Source organism: Ruegeria sp. BH6, from assembly GCF_056538105.1.
Genome location: NZ_JBQFSR010000001.1, coordinates 298,166 through 318,995 on the forward strand (window position 1 = coordinate 298,166; position 20,830 = coordinate 318,995).

Genomic DNA, 20,830 nt, shown 5'->3' on the forward strand with positions numbered 1-20,830 from the left:
ACATGATGACCGATCTTTATCAGTCCCAACGGGCCATGCGGCAAATGCGCAGGCAGGCGATGCAACGCGGTGTTGTCGCCATTCTGGATGTCGGCAGTTCCAAGATTGCCTGCCTTGTGCTGCGCTTCGATGGCGCAAACCGCTTGAGCGAAGATAACAGCATCGGGTCCTTGGCCGGTCAGACCGGATTTCGGGTGATTGGCGCTGCGACCACGCGGTCGCGTGGTGTGCAGTTTGGTGAAGTCACTGCCATGCAGGAAACCGAACGCGCCATCCGTACCGCGTTGCAGGCGGCGCAGAAGATGGCTGATATCCGGGTGGATCACGTAATCGCCTGTTTCTCGGGCGCGAACCCGCGTTCTTATGGTCTGGACGCTCAGGTTGATCTGGAAGGTCAGGTTGTGTCCGAGGCCGAAGTTGGCCGTGTTTTGAACGCTTGCGACGTGCCCGATTACGGGGCAGGGCGCGAAGTGTTGCATGCCCAGCCGGTGAATTTTGCCTTAGATAACCGCTCGGGGCTGATCGATCCGCGCGGGCAGATGGGCCAAAGCCTTGCGGTCGACATGCACATGTTGACCGTCGATGCCGTCGCGATCCAGAACATCGTGCGCTGCATCAAACGCTGCGATCTGGAACTGGCGGGGATCGCAAACTCAGCCTACGTGTCTGGTGTTTCGGCCCTGGTCGAGGACGAACAAGAGTTGGGTGCCGCCTGTATCGATATGGGTGGCGGTACAACCAGCGTGTCGATTTTCATGAAAAAACACATGATCTATGCCGATTGCGTGCGTATGGGCGGCGACCACGTGACCGCCGATATCTCGATGGGACTGGGTGTTCCGGCGGCTGTGGCCGAACGGATCAAGACCTTTAACGGAGGTGTCCACGCGACTGGCGCTGACGACCGCGACCTGATCGATATTGGTGGTGATACCGGTGATTGGGAACACGACCGCCGCACCGTCAGTCGGGCCGAGTTGATCGGTATCATGCGCCCTCGCGTCGAAGAGATTCTGGAAGAAGTGCGTGTGCGTTTGGATGCCGCCGGATTTGAACATATGCCCAGCCAGCAGATCGTTTTGACAGGTGGTGGCAGTCAGATCATGGGGCTGGATGGCCTCGCTACCCGCATTCTGGGTCAGCGCGTACGTTTGGGTCGACCCTTGCGCGTTCACGGTCTGCCGCAATCGGCGACAGGCCCAGGGTTTTCGTCAGCGGTGGGGCTTAGCCTGTTCGCTGCGCATCCGCAGGACGAATGGTGGGATTTCGAAATTCCGGTCGATACCTATGCCGCGCGACCTTTCAAGCGCGCCATGCGCTGGTTCCGTGACAATTGGTAAAGCGGTCGGCGTTGCGGCGCTGGTCGCTGCAACCCCGCTTGCCGCACACGCCCAGACACGGATACCGCCTGAGGCATTTCTGGCTGCTGTCCAGGGTAAAACCGTTACGTTTCACGACTATCCCAGCGGCCTTCTGGTGGGGATCGAGGAATTTCTCAGCCCCAAACTGTCTGTCTGGCGGATGGAGGGGCGGGGTTGTGTCTATGGGCAGATCACTACACCCAATGGTCAGATCTGCTTTTTGTACGATGATGACCCGGATGACGTGCCGGTGTGCTGGTGGACCTTTCAGCACGAAGGCCGCCTTATGGTGCGACTTGCCAACTTCAACCGGCGTGAAATTCAAGAGGTGCGCAGCATTACCGAAGACGGTTTGAATTGCCCAAGTACTCCAATTAGCTAAAGAAATGGGTTGCAGCCAGCGGTCTTATCCCGCAAGATATCCACAAGGCCCGTCAGAGGCCCTGCGGCAGGACCTGAGCAGTTTTCCGCATCTTAAAAATCAGTGAATCCCTCGAGTGGCGTGCATGTTGACTGCGGCGCGTGTGTCGCTTGCTTTGTGGTGGATTGAGTTCTATCCGCAACATCTGGCAATGAATGCAAAATACCGCTGACGACTGCCTTATTTCCTCCATATTTTGTGGGATTCGGCGATTTTTGGCGTGACCTTTGCCGTTTGGATCGGTAGGATTGTAAGCGGATAGGTAAGAAAAACACCGCTTTGGCGGGTCAATAAAACAGGCGGACAGAGCATGACATTGAATCTTTCGATGCCCGGGCACGACGAACTGAAGCCTCGGATTACAGTATTTGGCGTTGGTGGCGCGGGCGGCAACGCTGTCAACAACATGATTGAGAAACAGCTGGACGGCGTTGATTTTGTCGTCGCCAACACTGATGCGCAGGCGCTGCAGCAAAGCCAGTCTTCGGCGCGGGTGCAATTGGGCGTGAAAGTGACCGAAGGTCTGGGGGCAGGGGCCCGTCCGACCGTGGGCGCTGCGGCGGCCGAAGAAAGCATCGAGCAGATCGTCGACCATCTGGCTGGCGCACATATGTGCTTTATTACGGCTGGTATGGGCGGTGGCACCGGTACGGGTGCGGCGCCGATCATCGCGCAGGCCGCGCGGGAGCTTGGCGTTCTCACTGTTGGCGTTGTCACCAAACCCTTCCAGTTTGAAGGCGCCAAGCGGATGCGTCAGGCCGAAGACGGCGTTGAGGCGCTGCAAAAGGTTGTCGACACGCTGATTATCATTCCGAACCAGAACCTGTTCCGCCTGGCCAACGAAAAGACCACGTTCACCGAGGCATTCTCGATGGCGGATGACGTTCTGTATCAGGGCGTTAAAGGTGTGACTGATCTGATGGTCCGTCCGGGTCTGATCAACCTCGACTTTGCTGATGTTCGTGCCGTGATGGACGAGATGGGCAAGGCGATGATGGGCACTGGTGAGGCCACCGGTGAAGATCGCGCGGTTCAGGCGGCTGAGAAGGCGATTGCCAACCCGCTGCTGGACGAAATCAGCCTCAAGGGTGCTAAGGGCGTGCTGATCAACATCACCGGCTCGCACGACCTGACCCTGTTCGAGTTGGACGAAGCGGCCAACCGCATCCGCGAGGAAGTGGACCCCGAGGCCAACATCATCGTCGGTTCGACCCTGGATACCGTGATGGAAGGCGGTATGCGTGTGTCGGTTGTGGCCACTGGTATCGACGCCAGCGAAAAGCCCGTCGACGTTCCGGTTGCGCGTCGCTCGATGTCCGAGCCGCTGACTCGCACCGTTTCCGCAGAAGAGGCGCAGCAGGATGAGACCCCCGCTGCTGTGGCCGAAGTGGCGGAACCCGCGCCCCAGCCAGAAGTGAACCGTGAACCTTCGCTGTTCGAAACCGCCGAAGAACCGGCGCAGCCGCAGGTGGAGCGTGACGATGACGGTCTGCCACCCCCGGCCTATCAGCCCCGCGTGGCTGAGTTCGAACCGACACCTGAACCGGTTGAACCCGCGCCGGAAAGCTTTGTAGCACCGCAGCCACAGCACTCCGCAGGCACACCGTCGCCCGAAGCGCTGCAGCGTTTGCAGGCCGCTGTACAAAATGTCCCGGCCTCTGAACGTGGGTATGCGGCGCCGCGCCCACAGGCACCGCAACCGGCCCCCGCACCGCAGGCTGAAGGGCAGGATCGTTCCCGGTTCGGCTTTAACCGCCTGATCGACCGGATGACCGGCCACGCCGCTGATACGCCGGCACAGCCGGTGCGCCAGCAGCCCCCGATGCGCCAAGCTGACGCTACGGCACCTGCGCATGATGAGGCCGACCCCGAACAGGATCGGATCGAAATTCCCGCCTTCTTGCGTCGTCAGGCCAACTGATCACGGTAACAAATTAACGACTTAGGGTCGCCTTTTGGCGGCCCTTTTCTTTTGAAATACACGGCTTTAACTGTATGTAAGCAGGCTTTTGCCGATCTGTTACATTCATGTTTCATTCAGTTACAAAGAGTGAGTTGAGCCTTGACGCTTGCTTCCTTAGGTGAATGTCCAACACGGACCGAAAAGGCCGGACACCACTCACCGAGGTTCACCTTGCAACATACGCTCAAATCTCCGATCACGTTTACAGGCGTCGGGCTGCACAGCGGCAAGCCTGCGACGATGGTCCTGAAACCGGCAGCCGCCGGTCACGGCATCTGGTTCAAACGGACGGATATCGAGCTGGGCAATGCGCTGATCCCCGCGATCTATGACGTGGTCGAGCGGACGCCGCTTTGCACCCGTCTGGTGAACGATGCAAATGTTTCGGTGTCGACCGTCGAACATATCATGGCCGCGCTGGCTGGGTGCGGCGTGCATAACGCGCTGATCGAGATTGACGGACCCGAAGTTCCGATCATGGATGGGTCGTCGATTGATTTCGTGCGCGGTATCATGGCCAAGGGTGTACGTCGTCAGGCCAGCCCCGTTCTTGCGTTCGAAGTTCTCAAGCCCGTCACTGCCACGCGCGAAGGCGCCAGCGCGTCAATCGCGCCCGCAGATGGGTTGATCATCGATTTCCACATTGATTTCGAAGACGGCGCAATTGGCCATCAGACCAAAACGCTGGACATGCGTAACGGCTCGTTCGCACGTGAGCTTAGCGATTGCCGCACATTCTGCCGCCGCACAGACGTTGAAGCGATGCGCGAAAACGGCCTGGCCTTGGGTGGGACGCTGGAAAACGCTGTCGTTGTACAGGGTGACGAAGTTCTGACCCCTGGCGGTTTCCGCCATGCGGATGAGGCTGTTCGCCACAAGATGCTGGATGCTCTGGGCGACCTTTACCTGGCGGGAGGCCCGATTCTGGGTCACTTCACTGGCGACAAATCCGGCCACGCGATGACCAACACGCTGCTGCGCAAGCTGTTTGAAACACCTGGTGCGGTGCGTCCGGTACTGTGTACCCCCGAACAGGCCGCGCGTCTGCCGGGTCAGGGCCTTGTTTGGGACGAAATCCCCGAAGTCGCCTGATTGGATCAACTCTGCCGACAATTCCGCTAGTGAGTGTACTAAGGCGTTTTGCCCCGGAATTATCTATGCTAGACCAAAGGCCAATCCGGGGCGTGCCCCGATAAGCAATACGACGAGGATAGGCGGAATGGTTGGCACCAAAGCGGCAGTCAGATTCGCAGGCGCGATTCTTCTGACAGCAGTTTTGACGGCATGCGGCGGAAAAGGCGCAGACCGCAATCAGAACCTGGAAGGCTTTACGCCAGAACAGATTTACACACGCGGCGAGTTTGAGCTGTCGCAGAATCGCTCGGATGATGCGGCGTGGTACTTCTCGGAAGTTGAGCGTTTGTATCCCTATTCGGATTGGGCCAAGCGCGCGCTGATCATGCAGGCGTTCTCGTTCCACACGGACAAGAACTATGAAGAAAGCCGGGCAGCGGCGCAGCGCTATATCGACTTTTATCCGACAGACGAAGATGCGGCCTATGCGCAGTATCTTTTGGCGCTGAGCTACTATGACCAGATTGACGAGGTTGGCCGCGACCAAGGGCTGACTTTTCAGGCGCTGCAGTCATTGCGTACAGTGATCGAGGTTTATCCTGATAGCGAATATGCCACGTCGGCGGTTCTGAAATTCGATCTGGCCTTCGACCATCTTGCTGGTAAGGAAATGGAGATTGGGCGCTATTATCTGCGTCAGGATCACTATACCGCAGCAATCAACCGATTCCGTGTCGTGGTCGAAGATTTCCAGACCACAACCCACACAGCTGAGGCGCTGTATCGTCTGATAGAAGCCTATCTGTCGCTGGGCTTGGTGGATGAGGCGCAGTCAGCCGGTGCAATCTTGGGTTACAACTATCAATCGTCGGAATGGTACGATGCGGGCTATGCATTGCTGACCTCGCGTGGGTTGGAATTGAAGAGCCGTGGAAACAACTGGCTAAGCACCATCTACCGTCAGACCATTAAAGGTGAGTGGTTGTAATCGTCATGGCTAAAGGCGTGGGACGCTAAGACCCGATGCTGCGCGCCCTTGATATCCGCGACATGCTGATCATTGACCGGCTGGAATTGACGTTTCAGCCGGGTTTGAACGCATTGACCGGTGAAACCGGGGCGGGCAAGTCGATCTTGCTGGATTCGCTGGGTTTCGTGCTGGGCTGGCGAGGGCGGGCTGAATTGGTTCGGCAAGGCGCTGCGCAGGGGGAGGTTGTAGCCGAGTTTGAGTTGCCAGATGGTCACCCCGCCCATGCGATTCTGGCCGAGGCAGGCTTGCCTGATGGTGAGGAACTGATCCTGCGCCGGGTCAATTCAGCCGAGGGGCGTAAGACCGCTTGGGTCAATGACCGGCGCTGTTCCGGTGAGGTACTGCGCGCCCTGTCCGAGACGTTGATCGAACTGCACGGCCAGCATGATGATCGCGGGTTGCTGAACCCGCGCGGGCATAGGGCAATGCTGGATGACTATGCGGGGACAGAGGGGCTTCTGGCAGCTGTGCGCGCGGCGTGGATGGATATGTCCCGCGCGCGTAAGGATTTGGCCGAGACCGAGGCGACGCTGGCCGCCATGCGCGCCGAGGAGGAGTTTCTGCGCCACGCCGTTGCCGAGTTGGACAAGCTGGACCCTCAGCCCGGTGAGGATGCTGAATTGGATGCCCGTCGGCGCATGATGCAAGGGGCTGAACGCATTCGCGATGACGTTGCCCGTGCTTTTGACCTGTTGGGCGCAGATGGGGCCGAGGTGGCGATGTCTGACGCGGTGCGTTGGTTGGAAGGCGTGTCCGACAATGCGGGCGGGCAGCTTGAGGCCCCGATAGCCGCATTGGGGCGCGCCTTGATCGAATTGGGTGAAGCGCAGAACGGGGTGAGGGCCTGCCTTCAAGCTTTGGATTTTAACCCGGCTGAGCTTGAAGCCGCAGAAGAACGTCTTTTCGCCATCCGAGCGTTGGCCCGTAAGCATGATGTGGTGCCTGACGATATGGGGGTTTTTGCCGACACGCTGCGTGATCGACTGACCCGGCTGGATTCAGGTGACGCCGACTTGGCGGATCGGCGTGCTGCGGTTGCGGCTGCACAGGAAACCTATGACAACGCCGCCGCCGCACTTAGCGCCGCGCGCCAACAGGCGGCCGGACAATTGGATGCGGCCGTGATGGCCGAGCTTGCACCGTTGAAGATGGAGCGTGCGGTATTTCAAACCGAAATCACGGGCGCCGATCCCGGACCTGAGGGGGTGGATGCGGTGGCCTTTACCGTTGCCACCAATCCCGGCGCTCCGTCTGGCCCACTGAATAAGATCGCTTCGGGCGGGGAACTCAGCCGGTTTTTGCTGGCGCTCAAGGTGTGTCTGACCGGCGACGATAGCGCCCGCACTATGATCTTTGATGAAATCGACCGGGGTGTCGGTGGGGCGACTGCTGATGCGGTGGGTCGCCGTCTGGCGTCTTTGGCACAGGGGGGGCAGGTTCTGGTCGTGACCCACTCGCCGCAGGTTGCCGCCCGCGCGGCGCATCATTGGCGGGTTCAAAAACAGGTAACTGGCGGGCAGACATTGTCCACCGTTATCCCGCTGGCCGAACCAGACCGTGTGGATGAAATCGCCCGGATGGTCGCAGGGGACACCATCACGGACGAGGCGCGCGCCGCCGCCCGCGCATTGTTGGACGCCTGAGTTAAATTTGCCGCTTTCCGGTTTTCAAACCGTCGCGATCCTACTTTTATAAGGGGGCTCCGTGGCTTACTAAGGAATATACCTTGATCCCCGAGTGCCAATGACCCAAACGACCCGCACCGTTCTGCGCAACCAGCTCAATCAGGCTCTGGCCGCGATGAAGGATGCATGGCGGGTTATGTTGCGACGTGGGCCTAGCCAGATTCAGTTCTGGTTCATTGCGTTGGCAATTGGGATTGCGGCAGGGTTTATGGCCCTTGGGTTCCGCAAGGCGATCCGGTCGCTGCAGGCCTATGTCTACGACACAGACGATATCCTGTTGCTGCACAGCCATGCTGAGAAATTGCCGTGGTTCCTAATCCTGATTACGCCGATCATCGGCGGTTTGATTGTTGGTGTCATCCTGCACAGGTTCACCGATGACGGCCGCGTACGCTCAGTTGCGGACGTGATCGAGGGTTCGGCGCTGACCAATGGGCGGGTTGAGGGGAAGGCGGGGATCGCCTCGTTCTTTGCCTCGTTGATCACGCTCAGCACAGGCGGGTCAACTGGTCGGGAAGGCCCGGTGGTGCATATGGCCGGGGTGATCTCGACCTGGGTCAGTGACCGTATCCACGCGGATGGCATCACCGGCCGCGATCTGTTGGGCTGCGCTGTGGCAGCAGCGGTTTCAGCCAGCTTCAACTCACCCATCGCTGGGGCGTTATTCGCGCTTGAGGTGGTGCTACGCCACTTTGCCGTGCATGCATTTGCGCCCATTGTTATCGCCTCGGTCGCGGGTACAGTGATCAATCGGCTGGAATACGGAGATGTGACCGAGTTCGTTCTGGAAACCCCGGGCTCGCTGCAATTCTATGTGGAGCTGCCAGCTTTTTTGATCCTTGGGCTGATCTGCGGGCTGGTGTCGTTGCTGTTGATGCGCTCGATCTTCTTTGCCGAGGACATCGGCACTCACGTTCAAAATCGCCTGTCGCTGCCACGTTGGCTGCGCCCCGCCGTGTCCGGTGCGATGCTGGGACTGCTGGCGATCTGGTTTCCGCATATCATCGGGGTCGGATATGAAACGACAATCCGTGCCCTGACTGGCGATCTGACCCTGACCGTCGCGATCTTGTTTGCCGTGATAAAAACAGTTGCTTTGGCGATCACTATGGGGGGGCGCATGGGCGGTGGTGTGTTTTCTCCTTCGCTGATGGTTGGCGCTCTGACCGGATTGGCCTTTGGGTTAATCGCCACCGGGCTGTTGCCGGATGTGTCCGGGACCCATACGCTCTATGCCTTTGCGGGCATGGGTGCCGTGGCCGCCGCAGTGCTGGGTGCGCCGATTTCCACCACGATGATCGTTTTTGAGCTGACCGGAGATTGGCAGATCGGAATTGCGGTGATGGTCTCGGTTTCGATGTCGACAGCCTTGGCCTCGCGTCTTGTGGACCGGTCGTTCTTCCTGACACAGCTGGAGCGCCGCGATGTTCATCTGGCCGCAGGACCACAGGCCTATTTGTTGGCGATGTTGCGCACCGGGGCGGTGATGCGCCCGATTGGGGATCCGCGCTCGATCACCAAAGAAAAGGCACAGGAGTTGATAGAGCAGGGGCTATGCGTACAGGCCAGTGCCACGCTTGAGGCGGCGATGCCCTATTTCGACCACGACGACATCCCTTGCATCCCGGTTGTGGTGATTGACGACGAGGGTAACGAATCCCCGGTTGGTGCGCTCTTTCATATCGACGCGCTCAAGGCCTATAACCGGGCGCTGGCCGCCACGGCGGCCGAGGAACATTCCTAACCGTCGTAGACCGTTGCCGCGTCGCCCAGATAATTGTCCCATGCAAACCAGTAAGAGATATGTCCAGCCACACGCGGCAAGCGAGTTCCGTCTGGTCCGATCAGCGCCTCTTCGGTCATGGTCCATTTCTGTCCGGTCTGATCCACCAGGCCGCCGTCGGACGCGGTGAACCGGTACGAGGCGCGTTCAAACGCCCGTACCGCGCGCTTGTCGGGATTGCCGATCAGAACCAACGGCCGGTTGGCAATCGCGTCATTGATCACGCGCGTCTTGGTAAACGCATCCAAAGGCCAGGCCCGCGCCGCACCAAACTGGCGGATAGCGAAGATATAGTCTTTCTGGCTATGTTCGGATTGGTCAACCAGCGCTGGAAACATCAGTTCGGGCGAGGCGAAATACTCACGATACACCACGCCAGAGCCATAGTTGCGCCGATGACCGGTGTTCTGAGACAGAACGCGCGTGCGAGGGTGTGAGGACTTCCAGCTTTCCCATGTGGTGATTACCACCGGGCGCTGCTGGAGCGCTATTCCACTGCCGACCAACGGGCCCACAACCGGCTTCCCGGTGTATTGGTTCCACAGCGAATGTGTCTCGCGATCAAACATCAGCTTGTTGGAACGGTACAGGAAACCAGATGATCCAAAGACAAACGGTTTCCGCCGTCCCGCCACTTGTGTTTCGAACAAGATACCCGATCCGCAAAGCGTGCAATAAGCCAACGCTACGGGGACGCCACCGATCACCTCGTTGAACATCTCGTGCCACCCCATGATCCGCAGCGGATAGGCGCGTTCATCCCCATTGATCGAGACGCCAAAGACCAGATCGTCGTCTTTCATGTAGCTGGCTTTTGAGGCCGAGATCAGTGTCGGATTGTCGAGCGATGGGATGCCGTCCTTGCTGACGCCGCCCCAGGTGATTTCTTCTAACCGGATCATCATCTTGTCGCGCTGCAAGTATTTTGGGCGCAAGAAGTCGTCAAAATTCGGGTCAATCCCCAGAAGAACCTCACGCTTGAACGGGATCAACGAAGGGTGCGGGACCACCTGCGGGTTCTTTTCCTGCCACAACATCCAATCGAACCAGTCAGTGCCAAGGTTCTGGCCGGTCAGGGTCTGCATCACTTCGGCGATTTCGTCGGTACGTCGCCCTCCGTAACGCATTCCGGTCAGCAGGGCCGGGACTACATCCGGGTTGCCACGCTGCACCAGAAAGGCCATGCCCTGTTTGAATTCAGAACTGCTGCCGTACAAGGTGGACCTCACGGCCTCAAGCACGGGGTCTTGCTGTGCTGAAAGTGCGTTGGGCAATGCGGCTGCGGCCAGCATACCAGTGAAACTGCGGCGCGTGATCGACATGGCATCCTCCGATGGTGTCCATGTCCAGTGTGCATCGTTCACGGCTCACATTCACTGAACAGACGTGTGAGCGGGTTGGGCAGGACATACTCACTTGGGTAGTGAGGCGGGGATTTTGACAGAAGCAAGTAGTTGATAATATAGTTTACTTTTCAGGAGGTACTTATGGCGCGCACTTATATTGTTGGAACGATTGCTTTGATTTTCGAAGATGACAACAACACCATTATTCACCAAAACGAGTTTGATCTGGACAACAGCGGCCAGTTGGCATCGTTTGTAATTGGTTCACGCATCGAACTGTTCGATGATGGCAAGCAACTGATCGGATCGATAAAAGACGTAAAGCACCGTATTTCGGCAGACAGTTCCAATAACTACACAGACAGTGTGACCGTACGTTGTGGTCAGTCCTATGTTGTAAGTTGAGGTCGGAAGATGGCTTTTGATCCGGCGCTCATAGCGACGTGGAAGCCCAAGGCGGCCTCTGGCAGTTATAGGACCTATCGCGTGGATGCGCAGGGTTATTATTTTATTGCTGATCCGGCAGCTCCGTTTGTATTTCAGAGTGGTGGAACCAAGTTCAAATGGGGGAACTCGACCTATACCAAAACACTCGGCAACGCAGGCGAGATCGTGGGGCTATGGACAGGTGACACAGATGGGGAAGAGTGGAACTTTCGCGCCGACGGTACAGTGACCGTCCACTTTTCTGCGACCGACGAGTATTTTGGAAATTATGAGCTTAGAAGCGGCGATATGCTGTTATGGTATGAAGAGTTTCGAAGCGTTGTTTCCACTGTCTCGCAACGCATAGTGTTTGATCCACCATACGCTTCGAACCAAGACTACAACTACACCGTAGACGTCCAGTATTGGACGTTACTTGCAATCGCTACCGGTACACCGGTTTTCGAATACGAGAAGGTCTGAAAGTTCAGAGGTCTCCGCACCAAAATTCGCTTTAGGCGGCGCCCTCGGACTTTATTAGCGCCGCATCCCGCAATACGTTTTCTAAATCTGCTCAACCTTCACCGACTCGACCGGGTAAAAGGCCACATAACCCTTGATCTCAGCCATGGCGGGAACGGGGGTTTCATAGCTCCACGCGGCGTTTTCGGTCACCGAGGATTTGTTGACGATCGAGAAATGCGAGGCATCCCCCTTGTGTGGGCAGTGGGTGACCTTGTCTGTGCTATCCAGAAAGGCCATCGCGATATCGGTACGGGGGAAATAGATCACCGGAGTCAGATCACCTTCGATCAATTCCAGCGCGCCAGTACTTTCACCCAGTACGGCACCACCGGAACGAACGCTCCATTTGCCCGGAGCTTTGCGGATTGTGATCTCAACCATTTTTCTTCCCTCGTCTTATTTTCGGCCTCTCTTCTGCTCTGTGTATGTAACAGGTCAGTGTCAGATCGGCGCAGTTGCGGCATCCAACCACAGTTGCGCGTCGTCGCCCAGCCTTGAGCGCAGTTTTTTCGCAACGTCGTAGTGATAGGTATTCAGCCAGTCACGCTCTGCCGACGTCAACATGTCAGTCACGATTAGCCTTCTGTCAATTGGGACGTATGTCAGGGTCCGCCAGTTCAGCATCGCGCGTTCCGCGTCACCACCGGGCAGGGCTGGGGCTTCTTGAACAACTACGAGGTTTTCGATGCGGATACCAAAGGCGCCCTCGCGGTAATAGCCCGGTTCGTTGGAAAGGATCATGCCGGGTTGCAAGGGCACATGGCTGACTTTGGACAGGCGCTGGGGGCCTTCGTGAACGCTGAGGTAGGCACCGACACCGTGTCCGACACCGTGATTGAAATCCTGACCCGCGGCCCACAGCGGGGCCCGTGCGATACATTCGATGTCACGCCCGGCCAGCCCGACAGGCCAGCGCAGCATGGATAGGTTAATCATGCCCTTCAACACGCGGGTAAAGCAGGATTTTTCCTCATCTCCGACTTTACCGATGGCGATAGTTCGCGTGATGTCAGTGGTGCCGTCCAGATATTGCCCGCCACTGTCCAGAACCAGAATATGACCATCTTCAAGGCGGCTGTCGGTTTCTTCGGTCACGCGGTAATGCATGATCGCGCCGTTCGGACCTGTGCCGGCAATCGTGTCGAACGAGATATCCTGCAGCGCATTGTCCTTGCGCCGGTTCTCTTCAAGGCGGGACACCACCTGCGTCTCGGTCAGGGTACCCGGAGCCTGCGCATCCAACCAGCAAAGGGTTTCAATAACCGCCGCTGCATCGCGCAGATGCGCTTCGGCGCTGCCCGCGATCTCGGCCGAATTCTTGCAGGCCTTGGGCAAGGCGCAGGGATCTCCGCCATCCACCATCCGATCCTGCAACACATCGGCCACAGCCTGAGGCAGCGTTCCCAAATCGACCTGTATCTTCCCCTCTAGCGCTGTAACGGCGTCCAGAAATGCCCTCGGCGCGTGGACGGAAGCCTGATCCGTCAACGGCTCGGACAGTTTTTCCTGATCCATGAACAGATCCACCCGGCCACCGGCATGCAGAATAGCAAAGCCATGCGCCACCGGGTTGTACCCGATATCCGAGCCGCGAATGTTCAAAAGCCACATGATCGAATCCGGCAACGTGATTACTGCAGCTGTGCAATTTGCCTCGCGCAGGGCTTCGGCCAGAAGGGTGATTTTGCTGTCCGCGGTTTCACCTGCAAACTCAATCGGATGGGTCTTGACCGGGTTCATCGGGGCGGTGGGCTGGTCGGACCACACGCGGTCCACCAGATTGTCACAGCGCACCAGTTCGATGCCGCTGTCGGTCAGCTCATTCTTTGCGCTTGTGATCTGACCTGCTGCATGCAGCCACGGATCAAAACCTACCTTGCCGCCATCGGGAAGGTGTTCCTTCAACCAGGTGCTCAGGTTGACCTCGGGCCACGGAACCGGAGTGAATTCGGCGGCGACCTGCGCCTTGACCTGGGTTCGATACCGGCCATCGACAAACACGCCCGCTATATCTGGCAACACGGCGCAAAACCCTGCTGATCCCGTGAACCCTGTCAGCCACGCCAACCTTTCATCCCGAGCGGCCACGTATTCGCCCTGATGCGCGTCTGTGCGCGGGATCAGGAATCCGTCCAGCCCTTCGTTCGCAATTTCACCCCGCAGAGCCGCCAACCGGGGTGGCCCCTGTTCCGGGCGCGCCGTCACCTCAAAGGACTGAAACATCACATACCTCTCCCAAGCGGGGGTTCACCCCTTATTCTTTTGGAAAATTCTCTGGCCCGGGGCAAGGCCAGCCTCAGCTGGCCCTTTTCATCCCCATCACCCGCGCACGTGCGCGAGGATCACTATCGAACAGGGCTGCCAGTTGTTCGGTCATTGCGCCTGCCAGTTGTTCGACGTCAGTGATCGTCACCGCGCGGTCGTAATAGCGGGTGACGTCGTGACCGATGCCGATAGCCAGCAGTTCCACCATTTTGCGCTTTTCCACCATGGCGATCACGTCGCGCAGGTGTTTTTCCAGATAATTCGCGGGGTTGACGCTGAGCGTTGAATCGTCAACTGGTGCACCATCCGAAATCACCATCAGAATTTTGCGTGCTTCGCGCCGGGCCAGCATTCGGCGATGCGCCCATTCCAACGCCTCGCCGTCGATATTCTCTTTCAGCAGCCCCTCTTTCATCATCAGGCCCAGATTGGGCCGTGCGCGCCGCCAAGGGGCATCCGCGCCCTTGTAGATGATGTGGCGCAAATCATTCAGACGCCCCGGCTGTTGCGGGCGACCATCGTTCAGCCATGCCTCGCGTGCCAATCCGCCTTTCCACGCGCGGGTGGTAAAGCCCAAAATCTCAACCTTCACGTTGCAGCGTTCCAGCGTGCGCGCCAGAACATCCGCACAGATCGCCGCAATAGAAATCGGACGCCCGCGCATCGAGCCCGAGTTGTCCAACAACAGCGTTACCACCGTGTCGCGGAATTCGGTGTCTTTCTCGACCTTGAAGCTGAGCGGCGTGGTCGGGTTTGCCACAACTCGCGCCAGACGGCCCGCATCCAGAATGCCTTCTTCGCGGTCGAATTCCCAGCTGCGGTTCTGTTGTGCCTGCAGGCGACGCTGCAACTTGTTGGCCAATCGGCTAACAGCGCCCTTCAGGGGCTCCAACTGTTGATCCAAATAGGCTCGCAGCCGTTCCAGTTCGGCCGGTTCGGCCAGATCTTCGGCTGCGATCTCTTCGTCGTAGGTGTTCAGATAGACCTTGTAATCGGGATCAGCTTCGGATGCCGGCGGGGGGGCAGGGGGTTCCAGCGGAGCCTCACCTTCGGGCATCTCTGCCTCATCGCCCATCTCATCTTCGGCCATCTCATCCATCGAGACCTGAGCCTGAGACTGGTCCTGCTGTTCTTCCTGCGTTTGCTCGGGCGTGGCGTCGGCGTCCTGCTCCTCTTGGTCATCCTGGCCGGTGCTGTCGGGATCGGGCTGTTCCTCGGCGTCATCTTCGGCCTGATCTTCCTGTTCGTCGTCCAACTCATCAGGGTCATCGCCCAGCTGGTCGCCGTAACCCAGATCCTTGATCATCTGGCGGGCAAACTTGGCGAATTCCGCCTGGTCCGAGAGCAGTTCGTCTAGGTTTTCCAGCGTGCCACCGGCCTGTTCTTCGATAAATCCACGCCACAGGTTCATGATGTTAGAGGCCGCCGGGGGCAGGTCCCGCCCCGTGGCCAGGTGCCGGATCAGATAGCCCGCAGCAACCGCTAACGGTGCATCCGCAGGCTGCTTGCACTGGTCGTATCCGCGCCGCAGGGCCTCATGCCCAATCTTGACGTCGATATTGCTGGCAGTGCCGGGCATATCCCGCGCACCCATCGCCTCGCATCGCGCGACTTCCATCGCCTCGTACAAATCCCGCGCCATATCACCCGGAGGCGCATAGCGCGCATGGGTGGCGTCGTCATGGTATTTCCGCTGCAGCGCCAGAGCATCCGCCGTACCGCGTGCCAGCAAAACCTCTTCGCGCGTCATCCGGCGGCTGACTTGCGGCAGACGCATCGACTCGCCCGATATACCAGAAGGGTCGACTGTGTAGGTCACGTTCAATTCAGGGTCGTCGGCCATAACCTTGGTGGCTTCGGCCAAAGCCTTCTTGAACGGATCAGCGGGGTTGTCGTTGGGTTTGCTCATCGGTGGCGGTCCGGTCTTGTTCTGTCCCGGCAACCTAGTGCCAATTCAGGGCCTTGACCATAGGGCCAACCCCGTTTTCGCATGAAACCAGAGCGGGACCTATGGTAAAATCATGGGGTGTCTCGAAGGGTGGCGTGTGTCAAACTAACTATGAACTACAGGCCTAGGAGATTGCCCAGCCTTGTGCGCCCCAGAACGACTTGGCGGTTCCTACTTGAACCATCCTATAAAACCCTCAAACACTCCCTTAAGCCCATTTTCCCGGAACAATTTCTGATCTTTGCCGTGGTGCGAGCGCATAACGATATTCGTCAAGTCACGCATCTGTCCGGTGTTGAGCTTCATGGGATCGTTTACAGCACTGGAGTTCACTTTCTTGCCGGGCATGTCGGTTAGGTCAAAGCCGTTTTTCCGGCCAAATGTCTCAAGCCCGTGCCGTAAATCGGCAAAATCCAACAGCGACACGCGCGCCCCTGACGCATGCCGGGCGCTTTTGTTGACGGTTAACCTACCTGAAACATTTTTGATATCCAACAAGTCCGAGATGGATTTGTTAGCCGACACAAGTGTCTCAAATTCCTCAAGGTTTATTGGTTCGCTGCGGGGATCAAGGCCGAAACCACCCCCTTCTTGCGCGCGCATCCATCGGTGGGGCGAATAGTATAGCGAGATCATCCGCTCGACCGGGGGGCGGGCAAAGGCATAAGCGGTATATTCGGCAAAGGCCGGGCCAATCAGTTGGCTGTATTCCGCAAGTGTCTGATGCTTGGATTTGGTAGCGTCACCGCTTAATTCGAACCGGTCTGTGCCGTCTTGATGGCCGCTGGTGACGATGGCATCGTCTGAGAACCGAAGGAAACAGCGCGTAAAGAAGTTTCCTCCGGTTTTTGGTACGTGGATGAACACGCATTTTTGCGCGGCAAATTGCACCTACTTATCCCAGGCTTGTGCTGGCAGCGCTTTCCGGCAGTTCCTCGTCAAAGCAACGCTGATAGAACTCGGCAACGGTCTGGCGTTCCAGTTCGTCACATTTGTTCAGGAAAGACAGGCGGAAGGCGTATCCTACGTCACGGAAAATCTCGGCGTTCTGGGCCCAGTTGATCACGGTTCGCGGGCTCATCACGGTAGACAGGTCGCCATTCATAAAGGCGGTCCGGGTCAGATCAGCAACGGTCACCATCTGGCTGACGGTTTTGCGGCCTTTCTCGGTATTGTAATGCGGCGCTTTCGACAGGACGATCATCGTCTCGGCGTCGTGGCTCAGGTAGTTCAGGGTTGAGACTAGCGACCAACGGTCCATCTGCGCCTGGTTGATCTGCTGCGTCCCGTGATAGAGGCCAGTGGTGTCACCCAGACCCACGGTGTTTGCAGTGGCGAACAGGCGGAAATTCGGGTTCGGCGTGATGATTTCGTTCTGGTCCAGCAAAGTCAGTTTGCCGTCATGTTCCAGCACGCGTTGGATCACGAACATCACGTCGGCGCGGCCTGCGTCGTATTCGTCGAATACGATGGCTACGGGGTTGCGCAGCGCCCACGGCAGGATGCCCTCGTGGAATTCTGTGACCTGCTTGCCGTCGCGCAGTTTAATCGCGTCTTTACCGATCAGGTCGATCCGGCTGATGTGGCTGTCCAGGTTCACACGTACAGCGGGCCAGTTCAGACGGGCGGCAACTTGCTCGATATGGGTCGATTTACCGGTGCCGTGATAGCCTTGAATCATAACCCGGCGGTTATGTGAAAACCCTGCCAGAATCGCCAGTGTGGTTTCGGGATCAAACTTATAGGTCGGGTCGATGGCTGGAACCCGATCACTGCGCTCTGCAAAGCCTTTGACCGCCATGTCGGTATCAATGCCGAATACGTCCCGAACCGAGATTTCCTCGGTGGGTTTTGCGTTGATATCAATCGATCCGTCAGCCATTCGCCTTGTCCTTATCCTTTGGCCCGTTTTGCCGGGTTTGAACCCGTGTGTGGTGCAACATATTGCCGGGAAGGGCAAGGGAAAGAGGCGCCGCGCGGAGGCTGAGAGGATGTTTCTTCGAAACTGGCCTTATAGAAGTGCGCGACAAGCGATCGTGGTCGCTCATTCGAACCTTGGGCGACACAAATAAGTTCCATTCGAAACAGGCCGAGGGTCTCGTTCTTCCTCCAACCGTTGGCGCTCTGGCTGATAGTGCTAATTAGGCAGAGTGCAGGTTCAGCTTGAGATAGGCGCTAGGGGACAAGACCAAATTAACGGTAACCAACAGGGTAAGCTCATGAATCGGGGTCCCAAAAAACAAACTAATGAATTAGAATATTCAGAAGTTAATGTTGGGTTAATCGACGCGTGATAAGCTCCGGATATCGTTTCCGTTGTGCGTTAAACAGTGAGTTTTGCGATGTCGCTTGTTATTTCAGGCCCCTCTTCGATCGCGATCCCCAGCGGGTCGACCTCGGTTATGCAGCAGTATACCACGACCAAAGCTGTGTCTTGGAGCGTGACCGTAACTGGCTCAGGTGGCTTGAATCCTTCCGACTACACTGTATCGATTTCATCCAGCGGAGTTTTGACCGTTGAACTTACGCCGGGCGCTGACATTCCCCCGAATACACAACTTACGGTTCTAATACGGGCGACGACGGGGAATCCGGGAAATGGTAACAATGCCTCTCTCAGTGTGACAGTTGACCTCCCTGCCGGAACAGTACCGTGTTTTGTGAAGGGGACGCTGATAGAAACTAAAAATGGCCCTTGCCCCGTCGAAGAACTGTCGGTTGGCGACAGGGTTTGCGTATCTGATGGTCAAACCCTTCCTATTATTTGGATCGGGAAACGAACACTCAGCGCTCAGACCTTGCGTCTCCAGCCAAGATTTCGCCCAGTGAGAATTCAGCGCAACGCGCTAGGCAGAGGTCTGCCCAACCGCGATCTGTACGTATCCCCGCAACACCGGATTGTGATTGAAGGCTGGCGGGCCGAGTTGCTATTTGGGGAACCGATGGTCTTCTCGGCCGCTATTCATCTGGTCAACGATGATACGATCCGTCAGATAGGAGCGGATGAGCCCGTCACCTACTTTCACATTGCCTGCGAGCAGCATGCCATCCTGTCCTCGCATGGCCTGCAAAGTGAAAGCCTGTATGTCGGCGGTCAGTCTTTGAATTCTTTCAGCCGCGAAGATGTTGACGAACTGCGCGCGCTATTTCCCGAACTCAGTGACAGCGCGCAGGTGCCAAAAACCAAACTGCGTTGCTTGAAACGCCCCGAAGCGCAGGCGCTGCGGGGTACGTTTTCAGCGTAGTAGAGCTTACTTAAAATTCCGACTGTCCTTGATCTGATCCCAGGCCCAGACGACCTCTTGCAGCTGTTCCTCTTGGGAACGGTCGCCGCCGTTCATGTCCGGGTGCAATACCTTGATCAGCTTTTTGTAGGCCTTGCGCACCTCAGCCTTGGACCAGCTGTCCTGCGCTTCAAGAATCTCGATTGCGCGGCGTTCGGTGGGGGGCAGGCGGCGTCCTCCGGAATTGGCGCGGCCGGGGTTCTTAGTAGCGTTCTCGCCCAGAACCTGATGCGGGTCTTCGATGCCCAGACGGGCCCAGGCACGCGCTTCGGGGTCGCCCATCGGCTTGGTCTCACGCTCCCACACTTTGTCTTTTGAGCGCTGAGCGTTCAACTCGGCCTCGGTGGTGCCGTCGAAGAAGTTCCACTTGTTGTTATATTCGCGGACGTGCTGCTGGCAAAACCAGTAGAAGTCGTCCAGCACGTCCGGCGCCTTGGGCGCACGGAACTTACCGGCTTCCTCACAACCCTCGTGATCGCAGATTCGCGTCGAGGTCTCAGATGCGCCCGACATCCCCCGGCGCCCGCGCGGGTTCTTTTTCTTTGCGCTGGAAACGGACATATCGAATCCGAAGGGGTCTGATTTTACCATGCTCTGATCCTCGACAAGGCATCTTTTCGACTCGGAGGCAGCAGTTTAGTCTAAGCAGCCGAAAGTAGAAGAGGGGGAGCGGTAAATTTTTTGCCGCTGAGCGAAAAAATGAGCGTGAGTGACGAAATCCATCAGCGCCTTGAAGCCGCGTTCAATCCGCGTGAGCTAGAGGTCATCGACGACAGCGAAAGCCACCGCGGCCATGCCGGGTATCAGGACGGAGGCGAGAGCCATTTCAATGTCCGCATCCGCGCCAGCGCGTTCGAGGGCCAGTCCCGCGTCGTTAGCCACCGCGCTGTACACAAGGCGCTGGGCGATATCGTGCCGCGCATCCATGCTCTGGCGCTGGATATTGGGGGGTAGCTGGCCCAAAGTGCTTTGAGGGGAGGGATCAAATGTCCAGAACGGAGACGGCCTTTACGCTCGAGTCCACCCTGACCTGCCCATCCTGTGGGCACGTCGAAACGGAAACCATGCCCACGGACGCGTGTCAGTGGTTCTAAGAATGCAAATCCTGCCACCAAGTGCTGAAGCCTCTGGAGGGCGATTGCTGCGTCTATTGCTCATACGCAACGGTGCCTTGCCCTCCGATACAACAGGGAAAAACGTGCTGCGCTTGACTTGAGACTCGCCGCGATCAGGGCTTTTCCTGAGGTTCGGATTTCGCCTCGGACCCTTTCAGCGACAGGGGCGGGTCATTCACCTCTTCGGCAATCGGAGCCGGGGCAGCAACTGTTTCGGGTCCAGGTACGGGTTGCGCCAGCGGCACGCTGTCCGGCGTTTCTGTTGGGTTACGGGTCGAGACAAAAGACGCTTCGATCTCGCGCCGAAAGACCAACACATTGCGCCAGTTCACGGCTGAACCGGTCAGGCCAGTGCGTTCCTCGCTGGGCAGCAATTCGGCCCGCTGATATTCCCAGCCGTCTTGCCCCATCTCGTTCAGCAGCTGTTCCACGGATGCTGCAAACCGTCCTTCGGCGGTTTTGACGCCCTTGGCCTTGGTGCCTTTTTGCGGGGCTGGGACAACTTTGTATTCGTAGCGCTGCATCGGATTTTCCTGGTTGCCGGGTTCCGGCAATCTAACATGTTGGCGATTTTGGGAAAGTCATCATCGCATGGACGTGGCGG

General features: G+C 57.8%; 19 protein-coding genes and 1 pseudogene. 12 read left to right on the forward strand and 8 right to left on the reverse strand.

Annotation, left to right across the window (positions count from 1 at the left end; translation table 11 throughout):
* Positions 1-5 precede the first annotated feature (5 nt).
* The 7 genes from ftsA to ACR0B8_RS01535 all read left to right on the forward strand — a co-directional run bounded on the left by ftsA (position 6) and on the right by ACR0B8_RS01535 (position 9,278).
* The gene (ftsA, locus tag ACR0B8_RS01505; RefSeq protein ID WP_170360645.1) at positions 6-1,340 is read left to right on the forward strand and encodes a cell division protein FtsA; all 1,335 of its coding nucleotides are present in this window, start codon (positions 6-8) and stop codon (positions 1,338-1,340) included.
* Positions 1,327-1,743: a hypothetical protein gene (locus tag ACR0B8_RS01510; protein ID WP_226688700.1), complete on the forward strand. Its 417-nt coding sequence runs from the start codon at positions 1,327-1,329 to the stop codon at positions 1,741-1,743. The genes ftsA and ACR0B8_RS01510 overlap by 14 nt, the downstream gene beginning before the upstream one ends.
* Before the next feature lie 349 nt (positions 1,744-2,092).
* A complete protein-coding gene (ftsZ, locus tag ACR0B8_RS01515) occupies positions 2,093-3,703 on the forward strand; it encodes a cell division protein FtsZ (RefSeq protein WP_170360255.1) in 1,611 nt (536 codons plus the stop codon).
* 213 nt (positions 3,704-3,916) lie between these two features.
* Positions 3,917-4,837 carry a UDP-3-O-acyl-N-acetylglucosamine deacetylase gene (lpxC, locus tag ACR0B8_RS01520; protein WP_170360253.1) on the forward strand — a complete coding sequence of 307 codons (921 nt, stop codon included), beginning with the start codon at positions 3,917-3,919 and terminating at the stop codon, positions 4,835-4,837.
* Between the two features lie 127 nt (positions 4,838-4,964).
* Positions 4,965-5,807 (forward strand): outer membrane protein assembly factor BamD, encoded by an 843-nt coding sequence (locus tag ACR0B8_RS01525; protein ID WP_170360251.1) that lies wholly within the window; start codon positions 4,965-4,967, stop codon positions 5,805-5,807.
* Positions 5,808-5,842: 35 nt separating this feature from the next.
* On the forward strand, positions 5,843-7,492 hold the full coding sequence (gene recN / locus ACR0B8_RS01530; RefSeq protein ID WP_170360249.1) for a DNA repair protein RecN: 1,650 nt from the start codon (positions 5,843-5,845) through the stop codon (positions 7,490-7,492).
* Positions 7,493-7,592: 100 nt separating this feature from the next.
* Complete coding sequence (locus ACR0B8_RS01535) at positions 7,593-9,278, forward strand: chloride channel protein (protein ID WP_170360248.1); 1,686 nt, start codon at positions 7,593-7,595, stop codon at positions 9,276-9,278.
* Here the strand turns inward: ACR0B8_RS01535 and ACR0B8_RS01540 are convergent.
* Complete coding sequence (locus ACR0B8_RS01540; protein WP_480657886.1) at positions 9,275-10,639, reverse strand: DUF3179 domain-containing protein; 1,365 nt, start codon at positions 10,637-10,639, stop codon at positions 9,275-9,277. The two genes, ACR0B8_RS01535 and ACR0B8_RS01540, sit on opposite strands and share 4 nt — an antisense overlap.
* Before the next feature lie 165 nt (positions 10,640-10,804).
* On the opposite strand from ACR0B8_RS01540, the gene ACR0B8_RS01545 reads away from it, so the two are divergent.
* Both ACR0B8_RS01545 and ACR0B8_RS01550 read left to right on the forward strand, forming a co-directional pair.
* Positions 10,805-11,068, forward strand: coding sequence for a hypothetical protein (locus ACR0B8_RS01545; protein ID WP_226688697.1), 264 nt, complete (start codon positions 10,805-10,807; stop codon positions 11,066-11,068).
* 9 nt (positions 11,069-11,077) lie between these two features.
* Entirely contained in the window at positions 11,078-11,572 is a 495-nt protein-coding gene (locus tag ACR0B8_RS01550; RefSeq protein ID WP_226688696.1) for a hypothetical protein, read from the forward strand.
* Between the two features lie 81 nt (positions 11,573-11,653).
* Here ACR0B8_RS01550 and ACR0B8_RS01555 read toward each other — a convergent pair whose 3' ends face one another.
* From ACR0B8_RS01555 to cobS, 5 genes are all read right to left on the reverse strand, one after another.
* Positions 11,654-11,995 (reverse strand): DUF427 domain-containing protein, encoded by a 342-nt coding sequence (locus tag ACR0B8_RS01555; RefSeq protein WP_170360242.1) that lies wholly within the window; start codon positions 11,993-11,995, stop codon positions 11,654-11,656.
* 60 nt (positions 11,996-12,055) lie between these two features.
* Positions 12,056-13,837: an aminopeptidase P family protein gene (locus ACR0B8_RS01560; RefSeq protein WP_226688695.1), complete on the reverse strand. Its 1,782-nt coding sequence runs from the start codon at positions 13,835-13,837 to the stop codon at positions 12,056-12,058.
* A gap of 73 nt (positions 13,838-13,910) precedes the next feature.
* Positions 13,911-15,788, reverse strand: coding sequence for a cobaltochelatase subunit CobT (gene cobT / locus ACR0B8_RS01565; protein WP_170348067.1), 1,878 nt, complete (start codon positions 15,786-15,788; stop codon positions 13,911-13,913).
* A gap of 210 nt (positions 15,789-15,998) precedes the next feature.
* Complete coding sequence (locus ACR0B8_RS01570; protein WP_226688694.1) at positions 15,999-16,718, reverse strand: sulfotransferase family 2 domain-containing protein; 720 nt, start codon at positions 16,716-16,718, stop codon at positions 15,999-16,001.
* 4 nt (positions 16,719-16,722) lie between these two features.
* On the reverse strand, positions 16,723-17,709 hold the full coding sequence (gene cobS, locus ACR0B8_RS01575; RefSeq protein WP_170360236.1) for a cobaltochelatase subunit CobS: 987 nt from the start codon (positions 17,707-17,709) through the stop codon (positions 16,723-16,725).
* A 460-nt stretch (positions 17,710-18,169) separates the two neighbouring features.
* On the opposite strand from cobS, the gene ACR0B8_RS01580 reads away from it, so the two are divergent.
* A complete protein-coding gene (locus ACR0B8_RS01580; RefSeq protein ID WP_226688693.1) occupies positions 18,170-19,072 on the forward strand; it encodes a Hint domain-containing protein in 903 nt (300 codons plus the stop codon).
* A 6-nt stretch (positions 19,073-19,078) separates the two neighbouring features.
* Here ACR0B8_RS01580 and ACR0B8_RS01585 read toward each other — a convergent pair whose 3' ends face one another.
* Positions 19,079-19,702: a J domain-containing protein gene (locus ACR0B8_RS01585; protein WP_170348074.1), complete on the reverse strand. Its 624-nt coding sequence runs from the start codon at positions 19,700-19,702 to the stop codon at positions 19,079-19,081.
* A gap of 108 nt (positions 19,703-19,810) precedes the next feature.
* On the opposite strand from ACR0B8_RS01585, the gene ACR0B8_RS01590 reads away from it, so the two are divergent.
* A complete protein-coding gene (locus ACR0B8_RS01590) occupies positions 19,811-20,065 on the forward strand; it encodes a BolA family protein (protein WP_226688692.1) in 255 nt (84 codons plus the stop codon).
* Positions 20,066-20,217: 152 nt separating this feature from the next.
* Positions 20,218-20,322: pseudogene (locus ACR0B8_RS01595) on the forward strand (GDCCVxC domain-containing (seleno)protein); the annotation flags it as partial.
* 17 nt (positions 20,323-20,339) lie between these two features.
* On the opposite strand, the gene ACR0B8_RS01600 reads toward ACR0B8_RS01595, so the two are convergent.
* Positions 20,340-20,750 carry a DUF4177 domain-containing protein gene (locus tag ACR0B8_RS01600; protein ID WP_170360230.1) on the reverse strand — a complete coding sequence of 137 codons (411 nt, stop codon included), beginning with the start codon at positions 20,748-20,750 and terminating at the stop codon, positions 20,340-20,342.
* Between the last annotated feature and the right edge of the window lie 80 nt (positions 20,751-20,830).